Here is a 19,550-nt window from a genome sequence, read left to right on the forward strand (position 1 = left end):
CTTCCCATCAAGAATCAACGCGCCCCGGCGCCCGATGGAAACGAACTATGAAAAATTGGAAGTCTAGTCTGCTCGGTATTGCACTATTGGGCCTTTCTGCTGGCACTATTGCCGCACCGCAACAACTTGATAGTATTGTCACGATCGTCAATGACAGCGTGATCTTACAAAGCGATGTCGATGCCATGCTGAAAACCGTACGTATGAATGCCGCCGGTCAGAACCAACCGCTTCCGCCGGACGATGTGCTGGTTAACCAGATCATGGAAAAACTGGTGATGGAGACCCTGCAACTCCAGCAGGCCGAGCAATTCGGGATCCGTATCGACGATAACCGCCTTGATCAGGCCATCAACCAAATGGCTGCTGAGCAGCAGATGACAGTGGGCCAGTTGCAGCAAACGCTGGCAGCCAATGGCATCAGCTTCTCAATTTTCCGCGAGCAAATGCGCCGCGATATGACCGCCAGTGAAGCCCGTACCATTCAGGTGCGCCGCCGGATCAACATCCTGCCGCAGGAAGTTGAAACCTTGGCAGGTCAACTCAGCCAGCAAGAACAACAGGGCGTGCGCTACAACGTCAGCCACATCCAACTTCGCGTTGAAGAAGGAGCCACGGCGGTTGAACGTGATGAAGTCGCCAAAGAAGCCCAGCAGATCGTCAACCAGCTAAAAGATGGTGCCGATTTTGCCAACTTGGCTTACAGCTACTCCAAAGGCCCTAAAGCCCTTCAGGGCGGCGAGTGGGGCTGGATGCGCAAGGAAGAAATGCCCACTATTTTTGCTGATCAAATCCAATCTCAGGGCACCGGTGCTATTGTCGGGCCATTCCGCAGCGGTGTCGGCTACCATATCTTAAAAATCAATCAGGTTGATGGTTTAGAGACCGTCTCGGTTACCGAGGTCAACGCCCGCCATATCCTGGTGAAGACATCGGTGATCCTCAGCGACGAAGGTGCACAGGAACAGCTTGAGCAAGCCCGTCGTGCGATCTTGGCCGATGAGCGTAGCTTTGCCGATGCCGCCCAAGCCCTGAGTGCTGACCCAGGCTCTGCTGCCAACGGCGGTGAACTAGGCTGGCAAACACCTGATCTCTATGTACCAGAGTTCAAGGATAAGGTGGAAACCTTGCCTGAAGGCATGATCAGCGAACCGTTCAAGACGGTTCACGGCTGGCACATTGTCGAGGTTCTTAACCGCCGCGATGTCGATCGTACCGATGCCGCCGTGAAGAACCGTGCCTATCGCATCTTGTTCAGCCGTAAATTCAACGAAGAAGCACAGGCTTGGCTGCAGGAACTGCGTGCCGGCGCTTTCATAGAACAGCCGGAACGTACTAATGACCAAGGTTAAACGTATTGCGATAACCCCTGGCGAGCCTGCTGGGATCGGCCCTGATTTGGTGCTAGCCCTTGCTCAGCAAGATTGGCCGCACCAACTTGTCATTTGTGCTAACGCTCAGCTTATGGTAGAACGTGCAGCCCAGCTCGGTTTGCCATTGGCGATTAAGGCCTATGACTCCAGCCAAACGGCCAAGCCCCACCAGGCTGGCACCTTGGTGGTTGCCGATCTGCCTCTGGCAGCGGCTGTCGAGGCTGGCACGCTAAACGAGCTGAATGGGCATTATGTGTTAAGCACCTTGGAACGTGCAGCACAGGGCTGTATGGACGGCGAATTTGCTGCTGTTATCACAGGTCCTGTGCACAAAGGAGTGATCAACCGAGCGGGAGTGTCGTTCAGCGGTCATACCGAGTTCTTTGCCCAGCAGTCCAATACCGCTCAGGTCGTGATGATGCTGGCAACCGAAGGACTTCGAGTCGCTCTGGTCACCACCCACATACCGCTGGCCAGTGTCTCCAAAGCCATCACCGAAGAGCGTTTACAGCAGGTTATCCGTATCCTGCATGCTGATCTTGTCAGCAAATTCGGCATTGCCGAACCAAAGATTTATGTCTGTGGCTTAAACCCACATGCCGGCGAAGATGGCTGCCTAGGCTCCGAGGAGATCGATGTGATCAGTCCGGCGCTGGAGCAGCTCCGCCAACAGGAAGGAATGGATCTGATTGGCCCACTGCCAGCAGATACCATCTTCCAGGAAAAATATCTGGCCGATGCCGACACGGTACTGGCCATGTATCACGATCAAGGGCTGCCAGTGCTGAAATTCAAAGGCTTTGGTAAATCAGTCAACATTACGTTAGGCCTGCCCTTCATCAGAACCTCAGTAGATCATGGTACCGCACTGGAACTAGCCGGTACCGGACAGGCGGACACCGGTAGCCTTTGGACAGCGCTATCGCACGCCCTTGAATTGGTAGAAAAGCAAACATGAGCAGCGATCAGGTCCACCTAGGCCACCGCGCGCGTAAGCGCTTTGGTCAGAATTTCTTGAATGACCCATACATCATTGACGGTATCGTATCGTCAATTAACCCTCGTCCAGGCCAAAACCTGGTAGAAATCGGCCCGGGTCTGGGTGCGATCACCGAGCCTGTCGGCAAAATGGTCGATAAGTTTACTGTTATCGAACTTGACCGTGATCTGGCCGAGCGCCTACGCAATCATCCGGATCTTGGTGATAAACTAACGATCCATGAAGGCGATGCAATGCGCTTTGACTTCACTCAGCTGATCAAAGAAAACAACAAGCTACGCATTTTCGGTAACTTGCCATATAACATTTCAACGCCGTTGATGTTCCACCTTTTCTCGTTCCATGAGCATATTGAAGATATGCATTTCATGCTACAGAAAGAAGTGGTTAACCGCTTGGCAGCCGGCCCTGGCAGCAAAGCGTATGGTCGCCTGACCGTTATGGCCCAGTACTACTCTCGAGTAATGCCTGTACTGGAAGTACCGCCAGAGTCGTTTGTACCAGCACCAAAGGTTGACTCTGCCGTTGTGCGAATCACACCCTATGAAACTCTGCCATATCCATGTACTAACCTTAAATGGTTGGATCGTGTTTGCCGCGAAGGTTTCAACCAACGCCGCAAGACAATTCGCAACTGTTTCAAGGCACTGTTGACTGTCGAGCAGCTGGAAGCGCTGGGGATCAACCCTGGTCTGCGCCCAGAAAACCTGACGCTTGAACAATTTGTCGATATGGCAAACTGGCTGGATGCAAATCACAACAAATAAATGTGCAGGCGCCAGTGACATTGACCTCGCTACCGGGCTCTTGACATAGACCCGGTAGCTTGCCAAGAAAGGATGCATAACAATGACAACGAACATGACGCCAACCATCAAATGCCGAGTCGTAACGCACTACATCGAAGAGCAATCCGAACCGGACAACCAACGCTATGTCTTTTCCTACACTATCACCATTGCCAATTTAGGCACTGGCCAAGCCCAGCTGCTCAGTAGGCGCTGGCTGATCACCGATGCCAATGGCAAGAAACTGGTGATTGAAGGAGAAGGTGTGGTCGGTGAGCAACCGATCATTGCGGCCCATGAAGAATACACTTACACCAGCGGCACAATTATTGAAACGCCACTCGGGGTCATGGAAGGGCATTACGTCATGATCAATGAAAACGGTGACGAGTTTGTCGCAGAAGTTTCACCATTTCGCCTGTCAGTGCCTAATATTCTCCACTAAAGGATCATTATGTCGACCTACCTTGTTGGCGATATCCAAGGCTGCCTTGATGACTTGCGCCAACTTCTCGATACTGCCGGTTTCGATCCGCAACACGATGAACTTTGGCTAACCGGCGATCTTGTCGCCCGCGGCCCTCTCTCGCTTGAAACACTCCGTTTTGTCAAAAGCCTCGGTAAGCAAGCCACAACGGTATTGGGTAACCACGACCTCCACCTGCTCGCTGTCGCCGAAGGTATTGCCAAGAGCAAAACCAAAGACAAGCTTCAGCCAATCTTTGATGCACCAGACCGCGATGAATTGCTACACTGGCTTCGTCAGCAACCGTTACTGGCTGAGCACCCAACCCTTCCCTTTGTCATGACCCATGCCGGCATTCCTGCCCACTGGAGCCTCAAACAGGCCCAGAAGCAAGCCAGAGAGGTCGAGCAAGTACTACAAGGGGATAACCACCTTTGGTTATTGAAGAATATGTATGGCAATGGCCCCGATCACTGGTCTTCAGACTTGCAAGGTATCGAGCGCTACCGCTATACCATCAATGTCTTTACCCGTATGCGTTTCTGTTACCCGGATGGTCGGCTCGACATGGCGTGTAAAGTCTCTCCCAAAGAAGCGGCTAGCAACCAGCTAGTGCCATGGTTCACCCTTCCGCGCCCTGAGCTAGGCAAGAAGATGATCTTCGGCCACTGGGCGGCACTGATGGGATATGAAGACGATCAGGTGATAGGCCTCGATACAGGCTGCGTATGGGGCAATAGCATGACTCTGCTGCGCTGGGAAGACGGCGCGCGCTTCGAGCAAGCCTGCCCGGTACATGCCAGATAGGCACTTCCCCTTACACCAATCATAAAAAGGCTTGCCAATTGGCAAGCCTTTTTAATCCGATCGCTACTGGGTTGGTTAGCGTTCCAAAATCACAAACCGCATATCATGGGCATTTTTCTCGTCTGCCGTATACGATTCGCAGTGCACTTCCTGCCAGTTTTCTCCCCAATCAGGAAACTGGGTATCACCTTCAACATCCAAATCAATAAAGGTCAGGTAAAGGCGGTCGGCCTCTTCCAAGCAAGCAGCGTAAATACTGCCGCCACCGATCACCATCAGTTCATCGACATCGCCGGCAGCTTGTTTGGCCGCATTGATATCAGCAACCACAGTGACCCCTTCGGCTTGGTAATCAGCATTGCGGCTGATCACGATATTGTGCCGGCCCGGCAAAGGGCGGCCAATGGACTCGAAGGTTTTGCGGCCCATCACCACCGGCTTGCCCATCGTGACTTTCTTGAACCAAGTAAAGTCGGCAGGTAGATGCCACGGCATGGCATTATCTTTACCGATGATCCGCGCCTTAGCCATCGCGGCAACCATACTGATCTTCATTGCTTTCTCCTCTATTCCTGTCGGCAAGAGTTATACCACAGGACGACGGCGATAAAACAGCAAGCCGGGCATCGCCAGGCCGATTGCGAGAGATGCCACGATAAATACCGCCTTAAGCATGTTTTCAACTAACAATCCCCACAGCTCAGGGGTAAATCCCCGGTGGTTGATTTCAACCAAGGCAATCATCGCTTTAAAGGCGAACACCCCCGGTACCATAGGGATCATCGCCGCGACGGTAAACACCTTGGGGTGGGCCAGAAAACGGTGTGACCAATGAACACCTATCACCCCGACCAACGTCGCTGCACACAAGGTCGCCCACTCAATCGGCAGCCCCCCGTGCATTAAAGCAAAACGACAGCCATGGCCCAGTGCGCCACCAATGGCACAATACTTCAGTGCCTTCGGCGGCACATTGAACACCAACGCAAAGCCGACCGCTGGGATCATGGCAAAAAACATATCATTGAGCAGAGCGAGCAAAAATGTGGTGGAAATCATGATAGCCATCCCCATACACCCAGTACATTCATGGCCGCTACGATTCCCATACTGGTCGACAAGGTCAGCAAGCTGGCCATGGTCCAGCGGGCGATCCCCATATTGGAATATCCTTTGACCATGTCTGAAATCGCGTTAATAAGCGGGAAACCTGGCACCAGCATCAATACCGATGAGGCCATAGCCAAAAACGGAGCTTCGCCGATTTGATACACTTGCCCGACCCCGGAAATCAGGGTGGTCACAAAAGCGGTAACACCGAAGTTGAGCAGTGGATTGAAATGGCAGTGAGCAATCTCCTGACGGACAAACATGCCCACCGCCGATGCCACGAAGGTCAAAGCGAACACTGGCCAATCCCCGCCCGCTAGGCGGCTGAAAGAAGCACACGACAGACCGATCATCACGATCACCAGATACCGGTTATAGCGCATGGGCTTGATCTTCTCTAGCCGTTGGTGTACTCCGTTGACATCCAGCACCCCTCGTTCGGCCATGATGCACACCCGCTGGATTTCGGTCACCACCTGCATGTTGATACCGCGGTCTTGGCATCGGCGAGTGGTCGTGATGCAACGCCCATGGCTAAGGGTCGTCAGCACCATGGAACTGGCAGACAAGGAGACCTCAACACTGTCGACACCCAAAGCTAACCCCAAGCGTCTGGCTACATCCATCACCAAAGTACTTTCCGCTCCATGTTGCAACAACCGCTGTCCCGCCAATACCGCAAGGCGAGAAATCTCCCGCTGTACCGGCTCGGTCAATGCCCCGCTTGACTCTTCCATTGTGTCTTCTGCCTCAAATCTGTGAACTGGATGATGAATTATCATACAATTTTACAAATATCATCTTGATTAGGCACAAAAAAACCGCCCTTGCAGGCGGTTTTTCATCGTACTGAGTACTTCTTGGTTACGGCTTGTAGATGATCTCTACATCGTAATCGTCTTCGTTCCAATCATCCCAGTCGTCATCATCATCGTCATCACTCTTCTCAGCGTTTTTAATTTGCTGTTCGTGATAATCATCCCACTTGAACTCAACTTTCTTCTCTTCAGACTCTTCGTCATTATCTTCAAAGTCAACAGCAGGCATTGATTCGATCTGACGCATAAGATCGTAGGTAAGCTCTTTGGTTCCCGTACGATTTAGTGCCGAGATACAATAGTAATCATCGTCCCATGCCAGAGCGTCTAAGATCTCTTCGATCTTCTCTTGCGCTTCTTCTTCTGGCATCAGATCAGCTTTGTTAAATACCAGCCAACGCGGTTTATTGGTTAGCTTTTCACTGTACTGGTTAAGCTCGTTGATGATTGTAAATGCATTTTCAATCGGGTCTGAGCCATCAGCGGGTAGCAGATCGATCATGTGCAAGAGTACACGACAGCGCTCAAGGTGCTTCAAGAAACGAATACCCAAGCCGGCACCGTCAGCAGCACCCTCAATCAAACCCGGAATATCGGCAACAACAAAGCTACGCTCGCTATCAACACGAACCACACCTAAGCTTGGCACCAGAGTGGTGAACGGATAATCAGCCACTTTTGGTTTTGCCGCTGATACAGAACGGATGAATGTCGATTTACCTGCATTTGGCAGACCAAGCATCCCCACATCAGCCAATAACAATAGCTCTAGTCGAAGGTGACGAACCTCGCCCTTGGTACCCATTGTTTTCTTACGCGGAGCACGGTTTACAGAAGACTTAAAACGGGTGTTACCCAAACCATGGAAACCACCTTTAGATACCATGATCTTCATGCCATGCTGCGTCAAATCGGCAATGACTTCACCGGTCTCTTCATCGACAGCACGGGTACCAACTGGAACGCTTAAGACCTTGTCGGCACCACGTTTACCAGTACAGTTACCACCGCGACCATTTTCGCCACGTTCAGCGGCATAAAATTTTACAAAGCGATAGTCAATCAATGTATTGAGGTTTTCATCGGCCAGTAGGTAAACATCACCACCGTCACCGCCGTCACCACCGTCAGGTCCGCCTTTCGGTACATACTTTTCGGTACGGAAACTAACGGTACCATTACCACCGTCACCAGCATCGGCTCGAATCACCGCTTCATCTACAAACTTCATCTCTTTCTCCGCACTGTGGCGTTAAAACTCTTCAACCCGGATCGCTCTGTCCAAGTAGCTATTAACCTATTGTACAACCAAATGTCATGCTTATCTGACCTTTTGACACGCACAACCGCGGGCAACGCTGGTGCCCAGTATTACTTTCGCTTCAGCAAGCGATGACCGATAGCACTGAACATCGCACCACCGACAACGACCATAGCTCCGGCATAACCCCATTGGTTCAGGGCTGCTGGCACGACATAGTCAGGCCAAATTAAGCTGGCCAGATCCACAAACAGGATCGTGAACAAAGGCGCCAAAGTGATCACCGCACTAACCTGTGATGCCTGCCAGCGTGCCATCGCTTCGGCGAACGCCCCGTATCCCACTAGCGTGTTGAGGCAGCAAAAAATCAGCATACCCAACTGGCGGGGATCCATTATCTGGATCTGGCTTGGTGTGGCGACCGGCGTCAGGATCAAGGCGCAGATCACGTAGATCATTAACAAGATCTGCGACGACGAAAACTGACGTAGCATTCGCTTTTGGGCCAAGGCATAAACCACCCACACCATCGCAGCAGCGACCGCCAGCAACACACCGGTGGTATACGCGCTCATGCTGGTAAACAGCTCAGCCAGACGCTCGTTAAAAAACAGTAGCAACCCGGTCAATAGGGCTATCACGCCCACAACCTGGTGCTTGCCTAGCGTTTCTTTAAACAACCAGACGCTGGACAACAGCAACATCATTGGTGCCAGCTGCATAATCACCTGGACAACAGCCGGGTTTAGGTACGACAACGAACTGTTGAACAGTACAAAGTTACCTGCAAGCCCCAAGCTTGCCAGCAACATAAGAATAGCTCCCTGACGCCCTAGCCTACTAAGGCTTGGCAGATTACGTCGGTAAGCTAGCCACAGGCCTAATCCAGTGGCCGCTGTCATGAATCGATACCAGACGATGGTAAAGGGATCCATCACCTCGACAGCCTGCTTCATTGCAATGGGCAGCGCTCCCCAAAATACGGCGGTCAACAACGCCAGGGACATCCCAACAAAGGGATTTTGCTGTGGCATAAAGCCCCCCATAAACAAAAAGCCCCGCCAGTAGGCAGGGCTTTATCATTCGTGTCGAGACTGAAATTATTCAGCTTCGATAGAAACGAATTTACGGTTCTTAGGACCTTTAACTTCGAACTTCACTTTACCATCAGATAGAGCGAATAGAGTGTGGTCTTTACCTAGGCCTACGTTGTTACCTGCGTGGAACTTAGTACCACGCTGACGTACGATGATGTTACCTGCTAGTACAGATTCGCCACCGAAACGCTTAACACCAAGACGTTTACTTTCTGAATCGCGGCCGTTACGAGTAGAACCGCCAGCTTTTTTGTGTGCCATCTTTAAATTCTCCTGTTATTAAGCGCTGATGCCAGTAATTTTGACTTCAGTGAACCACTGACGGTGGCCCGCTTGCTTACGAGAGTGCTTACGACGACGGAACTTAACGATTTTTACTTTATCGCCACGACCGTGTGTAACTACTTCTGCAGTTACTTTACCGCCAGCTACAAAAGGTGCGCCTACAGTCACTTCTTCGCCGTTAGCGACTAGAAGAACTGAGTCGAATTCAATGCTAGCGCCAGTTTCAGCGTCTAGTTTTTCTAAGCGTAAGGTCTGGCCTTCGCTTACACGGTGTTGTTTACCACCACTTTGGAAAACAGCGTACATGTCTTACTCCGCTTGTCCGCATAGGCCATTTGCCACGTATAACTTGGGCAATGGGTATGCGCTTAATCTTGTCATCAATAGGGCGCGAATGTTACGCGAAATCAGGGCTACTGGCAAGCGCTTGTGCAAAGAAAATTGGCGAAAAGCTGGTCAGTAATAAAAGTCATTGATTTAAACGCAATCGAGGTTATGAAGATTGCAGCATTTTAGTGTAATATTCGATAATTAATTTATATCGGTTGATGAACAAATCTTAACTATGCAACCCCTTTGAACCTTACTGTGAGCCACTTCCCATCCTAATTGGGCTGGTTTTTCAGCTTGGGTCAAAACCCGTTAAGCCATCAACCGACACGCATAACAATCCGCCGGGTGCGGCACATTATTTTGCTGGATGTACAATGGATTTCAAAGCTATCCAAGCGCTCACTGCCAATGATATGGCACAAGTCGACGCGAAGATACTGGCTCAACTGAACTCAGATGTAGCCCTCATTAATCAACTAGGTTTTTACATTGTCAGCGGCGGCGGCAAACGCATACGCCCGATGCTTGCTGTACTGGCAGCCCGTGCCCTTGGTTACCAAGGTGAACAGCACACAACCGCTGCGGCATTTGTGGAATTTATCCATACTGCGACTCTGCTACATGACGACGTCGTCGATGAGTCAGATATGCGCCGTGGTAAAGCCACCGCCAATGCTATGTTCGGTAATGCGGCCAGTGTCTTGGTGGGCGATTACATCTACACCCGCTCATTCCAGATGATGACTAGCCTACGATCGTTGCGGATCCTTGACGTCATGAGCGAAGCAACCAATGTCATCGCTGAAGGGGAAGTACAGCAGTTAATGAACTGCAACGATCCCGACACTACCGAAGACAGCTATATGCAGGTCATCTACTCCAAGACAGCCCGTCTGTTCGAAGCCGCAACCCAGATCTCCGCCATCTTGGTAGACGCACCAGAAGAGATTGAGCGGGCCCTGCAAGACTACGGCCGCTACCTCGGCACCGCCTTCCAACTGATCGACGATGTACTGGACTACAATGCCGACGGTGATGAGATGGGTAAAAACGTCGGTGACGACCTGGCCGAAGGCAAACCGACCCTTCCTCTGCTTCACGCGATGCAACATGGTAATACAGAGCAATCTGCGATGATCCGAGAGGCGATTGAGAAGGGCAATGGCCTTGATAAGCTAGAGCCGATCCTTGCGTGTATGAAGCAGGCCGGATCGCTTGACTATACCCAACAACGAGCGGAAGAAGAGGCCGAGAAAGCGATTGCCAGCCTAGCTCCGATTGGCGAAAGCGAATACAAAGTCGCCTTGATTGAACTGGCCCACCTAGCGGTCCACCGCAACAAATAACGCTATCATATTGCTTAATTAAGCCTGCCAATCGGCAGGCTTTTTTTATGACCCGATCCCAGCCAAAGATCGTCATCACTCATTGCAATTACAATATTCTATAGTTATATCAATAAAGGCTGGATCATTGATGATCATGTCAGGAGGCCATTATGCAAGCAAAAGAGCTCAAGTCTGGTATGTGGGTGGAGTTTCAAAATGGGGTCGCCGAAGTCATCGACGTGGATCAAGAACACAACACCGTGATCATTGAGAGCATGAAAGATCACCGCCGGATCAATATCAACTGCAATGATCTTGTCGACCAGCCTCAACTGCACACCGGCTGTGATCATTATTATTAATTAATGACGACGATCTTCCCTCATTTTCACTCTGTGTAGATAAAAAAGAAGCGGCCCATTGGCCGCTTCTTTTAATTCGCTTACAGATTACTTCGCAGCAAACTCTTCGCCTTTGGCGATGTCACCATGAAGCGTATCCATCATACCTTCCAGCGCTTCTTGCTCGAATGCACTCAGCGTACCGTAATCCATCACTTCTTCGACGCCTTCTTTGCCTAGCAAGATAGGTTGTGCGAAGAAACGTGCATGCTTGCCATCACCTTCGACATAAGCACACTCAACCTGGCCAGTCTCACCTTGCAGTGCACGAACCAAAGAAAGACCAAAGCGACAAGCCGCCTGACCCATAGAAAGAGTTGCAGAGCCACCGCCCGCTTTTGCCTCTACCACTTCGGTACCGGCATTCTGGATACGTGGTGTCAGCGCCTTAATTTCTTCTTCTGTGAACTCAACACCTTCTACCTGTGAAAGTAGCGGTAGAATTGTCACACCAGAGTGACCGCCGATTACCGGTACACGGATCTCACCTGGGTCGACATTTTTCAGCTCAGCGACAAATGTCTCAGAGCGAATAACATCCAGTGTGGTCACACCAAACAGCTTGCGCTTGTCATAAACACCCGCTTTTTTCAACACATCAGCTGCGATAGCAACAGTGGTGTTTACAGGGTTAGTGATAATACCCACGCACGCTTTTGGACAAACCACGGCAATTTTTTCAGCCAATGACTTCACGATACCTGCGTTCACATTGAACAAGTCGGCACGATCCATTCCTGGTTTACGGGCAACCCCCGCAGAGATAAGAACAACATCAGCACCTTCTAGTGCAGGCGTTGGATCTTCACCGGCATACCCCTTGATAGAAACAGGAGTTGGGATATGGCTCAAATCAGCCGCAACACCTGGTGTTACAGGGGCAATATCATACAAAGCCAGATCCGAACCCGCTGGCAGACGATTTTTAAGCAACAGGGCAAGAGCCTGACCGATACCACCGGCCGCACCAATTACAGCAACTTTCATGTTCGTTCTCCTTACGATAGAAGTATATAATTTCAGACCTAATCATATGAAATCACAGTTGATTTAAAACACTGATTTCATATCACAAGCAGAACTGACGTTATAGTAACCGATAAAGAAATTCAATCAGATGCCACCAGCTTTGCGATATCACGCATAGGCAAGAACAAAATGTGCTACATCCCTATAACATCCCCTCTTGAATCATTGACGTTCACATAGAGTAGAGCCTGCATATTCATCAATAACTATTCACTTTCTACGTCTAGAATGGTGATGCATGCACCAGTTTACTTGAACACTGTTTGCTTGAATCCAAAAAATTGTGCCAGAATACAGCACCTCGTCCCTGGACATGATATTTACTTATGCGAAATTCAGATAAACAGGAGCGCTTAGTCAAAGCGTTCAAATTAATTCTAAAAGAAGAGAAATTCAGCTCTCAAGGCGAAATCGTCGACGCATTGAAAGCTCAGGGGTTCGACAATATCAACCAATCCAAAGTCTCTCGCATGTTGACGAAGTTCGGTGCAGTGCGTACCCGTAATGCGAAGATGGAAATGGTCTACTGCCTGCCAATCGAGCTTGGCGTACCCACAACAAGTAGCCCTCTCAAAGAGTTAGTGATGGAAGTTGGCTATAACAGCGCTTTAGTTGTTATCCATACCGGCCCGGGTGCAGCCCAAGTTATTGCCCGCTTACTAGACTCTCTTGGCAAAGCTGAAGGGATCTTAGGAGTGGTTGCTGGCGACGATACCATCTTTATCACCCCAACCAATACCATCTCAACAGAAGAGCTTTACGACTCTGTCTGCGATCTGTTCGACTACAGCAAGTAATTGCTTATCCATACCACGATACTAGGCAGCAAACGATGCGATTGACTGCCTAGTATAGTGAGAGTTCTGTCACAATAAGACAAACTTTCACCGAATCGCCACGCCTAGCACAAGCCATTGATTGCTTTAAATAATTATTCCATCCCCTCTTACTGTCAGTAACTATTTCCACGTTGTAATCGCCCCACCCTCATTAACATAGTTTTAAACTTATTACTTTGTTTTGATATCATTAACCAGATTCAGCGATGAATTACCCTCAGGTAAGCACGCCTTACCACAGATGGAAAAGGCTTTTCTCTGGAAATAACAACAATTAGGAAGGGACAAACATGGCATTTAAGCGATTCGTCAAAGTCAGTGCACTTGCTGCTGCAGTAATGACCACTGGCATGGCCAATGCCCAAGACTTCATCACTATCGGAACCGGCTCTGTAACGGGTGTTTACTACCCGACTGGTGGTGCAATTTGTAAGCTCGTCAACAAAGACCGTAAAGAACACAATGTTCGCTGTTCAGTCGAGTCTACTGGTGGCTCGATCTATAACGTCAACACCATGCGTGCTGGCGAGCTAGACTTCGGTATCGTCCAGTCTGACTGGCAGTACCATGGCTATAACGGTACCAGCAAGTTCGAAGAACAAGGGCCATACAAGAAACTACGCGCAGTGTTCTCACTGCACACCGAACCGTTCAACATCATTGCCCGTACCGACGCTGGCATCAACGGTGTCGAAGATCTGAAAGGTAAGCGTGTGAACATCGGTAACCCTGGCTCAGGCGACCGCGCCACCATGGGTGTTGTCATGGACGCGATGGGCTGGACCAACAAAGACTTCAAACTGGCTTCTGAGCTAAAAGGCTCCGAGCGTTCACAGGCGCTTTGCGACAACAAGATTGACGCCTTTGTTTATGTCGTCGGTCATCCAAACGGTTCGATCAAAGAAGCCACCACATCTTGTGATGCCAAGCTGATCCCAGCAACGGGTCCTAAAATTGACCAAATCGTGGCAGACAATCCGTACTACGCCAAAAGCACCGTACCGGGTGGTATGTATAAAGGAACAGATGGTGACGTCAATAGCTTCGGTGTTGCAGCAACACTGGTGTCTTCTAGCGACGTATCAGATGACGTTGTCTACGCTGTCGTGAAGTCAGTGTTCGAAAACTTCGATACCTTCAAACGTCTGCACCCGGCTTTTGCCAACCTCAAGCCTGAAGATATGGTCAAAGATGGCTTGTCTATCCCGCTACACCCTGGTGCCGTGAAATACTACAAAGAAGCAGGCTACCTGAAGTAAGCCTGCTGATAGGCAACACTGTCCAGCAAGTGCCGCATCATGGCGCTTGCTGTTTCTCGTATTTATCCCAAGAAATTCTAATCACACCCTAGCCCATCGAAGAAGGATTATGCATGACGAAGACAACGCAATCGTCGACAGATGTGCAAGATATGGTGGCTCAGGCGGATACCGGGGCACGGAGCCCGATTGGACTGGCTGGACGTATCCTGTGGTTTGTTCCACTCTGTTGGTCTCTGTTCCAACTTTGGTACGCTTCACCGTTACCGTTTATTTTCAATTTTGCCGTCCTGAACGACACCGAAGCCCGTTCTATTCACTTGGCCTTTGCCATCTTTCTGGCATTTACTGCCTACCCAGCACTGAAACGCTCACCACGTGACCGGATCCCACTGGTCGACTGGATCCTTGCTCTTGCAGGGAGTTTTGCCGCTGCCTATATCTATTTGTTCTACACCCAGCTAGCCGGCCGCTCCGGTGCACCGACCCAAATGGATATCGTGGTCGCGGTCATCGGTATGGTGCTGTTGCTTGAGGCAACCCGACGCGCACTGGGGCCACCTCTGATGGTCGTCGCAGCCGTATTCTTGCTTTACACCTTCGGCGGCCCGCACATGCCGGATGTCATTGCCCATAAAGGGGCCAGCCTCAATAAGGCAATGTCGCACCTTTGGCTAACCACTGAAGGGGTGTTCGGTATCGCGGTCGGCGTATCGACCTCGTTTGTCTTCCTCTTTGTATTGTTCGGGGCCATGCTCGAGCGAGCAGGTGCTGGAGCCTACTTTATCAAAGTCGCCTTTTCGCTACTGGGTCACATGCGGGGCGGTCCAGCCAAAGCAGCGGTTGTCGCCTCCGGGCTATCAGGTTTGGTCTCTGGCTCATCGATTGCCAACGTAGTAACGACCGGTACCTTCACAATCCCGCTAATGAAAAAAGTCGGTTTCCCGGGCACCAAAGCCGGTGCCGTAGAAGTCGCGGCCTCAACCAATGGCCAGTTGACTCCACCGATCATGGGGGCAGCAGCCTTCCTGATGGTTGAGTATGTGGGGATCTCGTATGTCGAGGTCATCAAGGCTGCCTTGCTGCCGGCACTCATTTCCTACATCGCTCTGATCTACATTGTTCACCTAGAAGCCTGCAAAGCAGGGATGTCTGGTCTGGAACGTCGTTACAAGCCGACACTTGCCCAGAGCCTGTTGTCTTTCTGCGGCACCATTCTCGCCTTGGTCGTTCTTAGTGCGCTGGTATATTACGGGGTCGGTTGGACCAAAGATGTATTTGGAGCCGCAGCAACACCGATGATTGCCATGGTGGTCCTGATCGCTTATGTGGCACTAATCAAAGTCGCTGCTGACTATCAAGATCACACGCTAGAAGATCCAAACGCTGAGATCACCGAAGTCCCGGATCCGGGGCCGACGATGAAGTCCGGTCTTTACTTCCTGCTGCCTATTGTCGTCTTGGTATGGTGCTTAACGGTTGAACGCTTCTCGCCGGGGCTATCCGCTTTCTGGGCGACCGTGTTTATGATCTTTATTCTATTAACTCAACGCCCGTTACTGGCGATGTTCAATAAGGAAAAGACGCTAGCTGAAGCTGGGAAGGAAGGGGTGGTCGACTTGCTTGAAAGCTTGGTATCCGGTGCCCGCAACATGATTGGGATCGGTGTGGCAACAGCGGCAGCCGGTATCGTGGTTGGCGTGGTTACCCTAACCGGGATTGGGCTGGTAATGACCGAGTTTGTCGAGTTTATCTCGGGTGGTAACATCATATTGATGCTGCTTTTCACCGCGTTGATCAGCTTGATCCTCGGAATGGGTCTGCCGACTACCGCCAACTATATCGTGGTCTCAACCTTGATGGCACCGGTTATCGTCACCCTTGGGGCTCAGAACGGCCTGATCATCCCATTGATCGCCGTCCACTTGTTCGTGTTTTATTTCGGAATCCTTGCCGATGACACTCCTCCGGTAGGCTTGGCAGCCTTTGCGGCAGCCGCCATCGCCAAGAGCGATCCTATCCGGACCGGTATCCAAGGCTTTACCTACGATATCCGAACCGCCATCTTGCCGTTCATGTTTATCTTCAACACCCAACTGTTGATGATGAATATCGACTCTTGGTGGCACCTAATGCTGACAGTCACTTCGGCAATAATAGCGATGCTAACCTTCTCCGCGGCGACACAAGGATGGTGGTTTACCAAAACGAAATGGTGGGAGGTCGTGGCATTGCTGCTGATCACCTTCACTTTGTTCCGACCGGGATTCTGGTGGGATATGGTCTACCCGCCGAAGCATGAGATGCCAGGCACCTTGATCGCGGATGCGGCGGATAAGCTCGCTATTGGTCAACCGTTAGAACTGCAAGTTAGCGGGGAAAACCTGGAAGGAAAGTTTGTCACCAAACACGTGCTACTGCCGTTTGATGAAGAAGCGGTATCTCCCGATGATCGTATCGACTCCACCGGCCTGATGCTGCGTCAGGATGACGATAAAATGATCGTCGACATGGTTGAGTTTGGTAGCCCAGCCGAGCAGGCTGGCATCGACTTCGACTGGGAAATCACTACTGTTAGCCTTCCGGCTGCTCGTCCAATGAAAGAGTGGGTATTTATACCTACGTTACTGCTATTAGGGACACTAGGCTGGAATCAACGCAGGCGGGCTAAAACCTTAAGCCACATCAAGTAAACCGCAAATCTGGCCCTTTCATCACGAAAGGGCCAGCCTTATTTGGTATACACTAAAAGAAGCCTCTCCCTTCGAGAACAAAGAGAATAGTATGTATAAGCAAATCTTGGTTCCGGTCGACCTTAATGATAAAGGATTCGCAGACAAAGCGGTTGAATTGGCTGTCTGGCATGCCCAGCACTCCAATGCCACCATCCACTTGCTTAACGTGCTTCCCGGCATTCATATGGCTATGGTATCCAGCTATTTTCCCAAGGATGCAGCCCGCAAAATGATGCAGGACACCCAGCAGCAACTCAAAGCTTTTGCCGAAACCTACATTCCGCCGGAAATTGTCCATCACCAGCATGTCTCTGAAGGGAAAACATGGACGACGATTTTGGATCATGCCGAGCGGGTTGGAGCTGATTTGATCATCATGCCTAGCCACAAAAGATCTGGGCTGGACAAAGTGATGCTGGGTTCGGTCGCTGCTAAAGTGGTAGAAAACTCCCCGATCAATGTGCTGGTTCTCAAACCGCAGGCCCATCTGGCCGAATCTGGCGGGAGTTAACAACATCACGATCAAAAAAGCCCGCAGAGCGGGCTTTTCTTTATACAATCGTTTTACTTTCTTTGGTCATAGCCCCAACGCGGTACCAAACCTTGTTCGACCCCGAGGTGATCCAATATGCGCGCCACCATGAAATCCACCAAATCCTCGATACTCGCCGGTTGGTGATAAAAACCTGGAGCTGCAGGCATAATCGTTGCGCCCATCTGCGACAGTTTTAGCATGTTTTCCAAGTGAAGTGTCGAGAACGGTGTTTCCCGTACAACCATCAACAATTGACCACGCTCCTTGAGCACCACATCGGCTGCCCGCTCCAGCAGGTTATCCGACAGGCCGTGGGCCACCGATGCCAAAGTCCCAGCCGAACAAGGGCAGATCACCATTTGCTTGGGTGCTGCTGAGCCAGATGCCACCGGCGAGAACCAGTCTTCTTTGCCGCACACTTCCAGTCCTTCTGGAGCGCAGCCTAAATGCTTCACCAATGTCGCCTTGGCCGCATCAGGACCAGCAGGTAGTTTCAGACCATGCTCGGTCGCCAGTACCACCCGCGCTGCCGATGAAACCAGTAAGTAGACATGGTAGTTCGCCGCCAATAGGCACTCCAGCAAACGCAGCCCATATGGCGCACCGGACGCACCGGTCCATGCAAGAGTAATACGTTTATCACGGTTAGCCTCACTCACCCGCCGCCTCCAGGGCAGCAAGAAGCTTGCCGTGAATACCACCAAAACCGCCGTTACTCATCACCAAAATGTTATCACCAGAACTGGCACTTGCCACAACCTTGCTCACCAAAGCGTCCAAATCAGTATCGGTTTGGCTAGGCTGCTGACAATGCTCAGCGATTTCATCCACCGACCATGGAATACTATCAGGCTGGTAAATAAAGACCTCATCGGCCGCTGCCAGCGCCGGGGCTAAATCCAATTTATGCACTCCGAGTTTCATGGTATTCGAGCGAGGCTCCAATACCGCCAGAATACGCTGCTGACCCACTTTTGCACGCAGGCCACCTAGCGTCAGCTCCACCGCCGTCGGGTGGTGGGCAAAATCATCATAGACTTTCACCCCGGTCTTCTCGCCTTTTAACTCTAAGCGCCGCTTGGTATTAATAAACTTACCTAGCGCCTCGCACGCCAAATCTGCTGTCACTCCAACATGGCGGGCCGCCGCAATGGCCATCAGAGCATTGCTAACATTGTGATCACCGATAAGATCCCAATCAACAGTGCCGACCTTGCTACCATCAAGCTGGACATCAAAACGGCTACCGGCCGCATCAAGCTTATTGGCCTGCCAATGACCATCTTCACCGATAAATTCCAATTCGCTCCAGCAGCCCATCTCCAATGTCTCATCAATCGCTTTGACTCCTGTCGGCGCGAGGATCCGCCCATTTCCCGGCACCGTCCTAACCAAATGGTGGAACTGGCGCTGGATAGCCTTCAAGTCATCAAAAATATCGGCGTGGTCGAACTCCAAATTATTCATAACCAGAGTTCGTGGTCGATAATGAACAAACTTAGAACGTTTATCGAAAAAAGCACTATCGTATTCGTCCGCTTCAACGACAAAGAACATACTTTCGCCTAAACGCGCGGAAACACCGAAGTTTCCGAGCACACCACCGACTAAGAAACCAGGTTTATATCCACAATCGTCCAAGATCCAAGCCAGCATACTGGCTGTAGTGGTCTTACCATGGGTGCCAGCAATAGCCAGAACCCAGCGGTCATGCAACAGAATCTCCTGCAGCCACTGCGGCCCCGAGGTATATCGCAGGTTTTGATTAAGCACATATTCCACACAAGGGTTTCCACGGCTCATCGCATTACCAACAACAACCAAATCCGGTGCTGGATTCAATTGAGAAGGGTCATAACCTTGAATTATTTCAATACCTTGAGATTCAAGCAAGGTACTCATAGGTGGATAAACATTGGCATCGCAACCGGTTACTTTATGGCCTAATTGGCGGGCAAGAATCGCCGCTCCGCCCATAAAAGTGCCACAAATTCCTAAAATATGGATGTGCATAACTGTCGTCTCACTCGGTAATTTTCACTAATTTCACGCTAATGCGTTACTTCGTTACCATAAAAAAGATCTT

General features: G+C 50.7%; 21 protein-coding genes. 11 read left to right on the plus strand and 10 right to left on the minus strand.

The features are described 5' to 3' along the window. The first annotated feature begins 47 nt into the window (after positions 1-47). From surA to ACVA53_RS09570, 5 genes are all read left to right on the plus strand, one after another. Positions 48-1,352, plus strand: coding sequence for a peptidylprolyl isomerase SurA (gene surA, locus ACVA53_RS09550; RefSeq protein ID WP_446504964.1), 1,305 nt, complete (start codon positions 48-50; stop codon positions 1,350-1,352). Then, positions 1,339-2,331 carry a 4-hydroxythreonine-4-phosphate dehydrogenase PdxA gene (gene pdxA / locus ACVA53_RS09555; protein WP_255043026.1) on the plus strand — a complete coding sequence of 331 codons (993 nt, stop codon included), beginning with the start codon at positions 1,339-1,341 and terminating at the stop codon, positions 2,329-2,331. Before surA ends, pdxA begins: the two co-directional genes overlap by 14 nt. After that, complete coding sequence (gene rsmA, locus ACVA53_RS09560) at positions 2,328-3,140, plus strand: 16S rRNA (adenine(1518)-N(6)/adenine(1519)-N(6))-dimethyltransferase RsmA (protein WP_255043025.1); 813 nt, start codon at positions 2,328-2,330, stop codon at positions 3,138-3,140. The genes pdxA and rsmA overlap by 4 nt, the downstream gene beginning before the upstream one ends. An 82-nt stretch (positions 3,141-3,222) precedes the next feature. Further along, complete coding sequence (gene apaG, locus ACVA53_RS09565) at positions 3,223-3,606, plus strand: Co2+/Mg2+ efflux protein ApaG (RefSeq protein ID WP_255043024.1); 384 nt, start codon at positions 3,223-3,225, stop codon at positions 3,604-3,606. Positions 3,607-3,615: 9 nt separating this feature from the next. After that, complete coding sequence (locus ACVA53_RS09570; RefSeq protein WP_446504965.1) at positions 3,616-4,434, plus strand: symmetrical bis(5'-nucleosyl)-tetraphosphatase; 819 nt, start codon at positions 3,616-3,618, stop codon at positions 4,432-4,434. Between the two features lie 75 nt (positions 4,435-4,509). On the opposite strand, the gene folA is transcribed toward ACVA53_RS09570, so the two are convergent. The 7 genes from folA to rplU all read right to left on the minus strand — a co-directional run bounded on the left by folA (position 4,510) and on the right by rplU (position 9,311). Then, positions 4,510-4,989, minus strand: a complete 480-nt coding sequence (folA, locus tag ACVA53_RS09575; protein ID WP_255045164.1) for a type 3 dihydrofolate reductase — start codon at positions 4,987-4,989, stop codon at positions 4,510-4,512. Between the two features lie 30 nt (positions 4,990-5,019). Next, positions 5,020-5,493, minus strand: coding sequence for a threonine/serine exporter family protein (locus ACVA53_RS09580; protein WP_373689591.1), 474 nt, complete (start codon positions 5,491-5,493; stop codon positions 5,020-5,022). Further along, on the minus strand, positions 5,490-6,281 hold the full coding sequence (locus tag ACVA53_RS09585) for a threonine/serine ThrE exporter family protein (RefSeq protein WP_255045166.1): 792 nt from the start codon (positions 6,279-6,281) through the stop codon (positions 5,490-5,492). Before ACVA53_RS09585 ends, ACVA53_RS09580 begins: the two co-directional genes overlap by 4 nt. Positions 6,282-6,408: 127 nt before the next feature. Next, positions 6,409-7,593 (minus strand): Obg family GTPase CgtA, encoded by a 1,185-nt coding sequence (cgtA, locus tag ACVA53_RS09590; RefSeq protein WP_255045168.1) that lies wholly within the window; start codon positions 7,591-7,593, stop codon positions 6,409-6,411. A gap of 140 nt (positions 7,594-7,733) precedes the next feature. Next, positions 7,734-8,657, minus strand: coding sequence for a DMT family transporter (locus ACVA53_RS09595; protein WP_446504966.1), 924 nt, complete (start codon positions 8,655-8,657; stop codon positions 7,734-7,736). 66 nt (positions 8,658-8,723) lie between these two features. Beyond that, positions 8,724-8,981 (minus strand): 50S ribosomal protein L27, encoded by a 258-nt coding sequence (gene rpmA / locus ACVA53_RS09600; RefSeq protein WP_007467532.1) that lies wholly within the window; start codon positions 8,979-8,981, stop codon positions 8,724-8,726. Between the two features lie 18 nt (positions 8,982-8,999). Further along, positions 9,000-9,311 carry a 50S ribosomal protein L21 gene (gene rplU, locus ACVA53_RS09605; protein WP_039456406.1) on the minus strand — a complete coding sequence of 104 codons (312 nt, stop codon included), beginning with the start codon at positions 9,309-9,311 and terminating at the stop codon, positions 9,000-9,002. A 401-nt stretch (positions 9,312-9,712) separates the two neighbouring features. On the opposite strand from rplU, the gene ispB reads away from it, so the two are divergent. Both ispB and ACVA53_RS09615 read left to right on the plus strand, forming a co-directional pair. Further along, positions 9,713-10,684 carry an octaprenyl diphosphate synthase gene (ispB, locus tag ACVA53_RS09610; protein WP_446504967.1) on the plus strand — a complete coding sequence of 324 codons (972 nt, stop codon included), beginning with the start codon at positions 9,713-9,715 and terminating at the stop codon, positions 10,682-10,684. A gap of 152 nt (positions 10,685-10,836) precedes the next feature. Further along, entirely contained in the window at positions 10,837-11,028 is a 192-nt protein-coding gene (locus tag ACVA53_RS09615; protein ID WP_255045171.1) for a hypothetical protein, read from the plus strand. 87 nt (positions 11,029-11,115) lie between these two features. Here ACVA53_RS09615 and mdh read toward each other — a convergent pair whose 3' ends face one another. After that, positions 11,116-12,054: a malate dehydrogenase gene (gene mdh / locus ACVA53_RS09620; protein ID WP_255045172.1), complete on the minus strand. Its 939-nt coding sequence runs from the start codon at positions 12,052-12,054 to the stop codon at positions 11,116-11,118. 368 nt (positions 12,055-12,422) lie between these two features. On the opposite strand from mdh, the gene argR reads away from it, so the two are divergent. The 4 genes from argR to ACVA53_RS09640 all read left to right on the plus strand — a co-directional run bounded on the left by argR (position 12,423) and on the right by ACVA53_RS09640 (position 17,440). Beyond that, a complete protein-coding gene (gene argR / locus ACVA53_RS09625; RefSeq protein WP_255045173.1) occupies positions 12,423-12,893 on the plus strand; it encodes a transcriptional regulator ArgR in 471 nt (156 codons plus the stop codon). 332 nt (positions 12,894-13,225) lie between these two features. Further along, a complete protein-coding gene (locus ACVA53_RS09630; RefSeq protein ID WP_255045174.1) occupies positions 13,226-14,194 on the plus strand; it encodes a TAXI family TRAP transporter solute-binding subunit in 969 nt (322 codons plus the stop codon). Between the two features lie 113 nt (positions 14,195-14,307). Next, positions 14,308-16,887 (plus strand): TRAP transporter permease, encoded by a 2,580-nt coding sequence (locus ACVA53_RS09635; protein WP_255045175.1) that lies wholly within the window; start codon positions 14,308-14,310, stop codon positions 16,885-16,887. A gap of 91 nt (positions 16,888-16,978) precedes the next feature. Beyond that, a complete protein-coding gene (locus tag ACVA53_RS09640) occupies positions 16,979-17,440 on the plus strand; it encodes a universal stress protein (protein WP_274137513.1) in 462 nt (153 codons plus the stop codon). Positions 17,441-17,493: 53 nt separating this feature from the next. Here the strand turns inward: ACVA53_RS09640 and ACVA53_RS09645 are convergent, their stop codons facing one another. Together ACVA53_RS09645 and mpl are read right to left on the minus strand one after the other, a co-directional pair. After that, on the minus strand, positions 17,494-18,123 hold the full coding sequence (locus ACVA53_RS09645; protein ID WP_446504968.1) for a flavin prenyltransferase UbiX: 630 nt from the start codon (positions 18,121-18,123) through the stop codon (positions 17,494-17,496). Then, on the minus strand, positions 18,116-19,477 hold the full coding sequence (gene mpl, locus ACVA53_RS09650; protein ID WP_446504969.1) for a UDP-N-acetylmuramate:L-alanyl-gamma-D-glutamyl-meso-diaminopimelate ligase: 1,362 nt from the start codon (positions 19,475-19,477) through the stop codon (positions 18,116-18,118). Before mpl ends, ACVA53_RS09645 begins: the two co-directional genes overlap by 8 nt. Positions 19,478-19,550 lie beyond the last annotated feature (73 nt).

This window comes from Photobacterium sp. DNB23_23_1 (assembly GCF_052873815.1).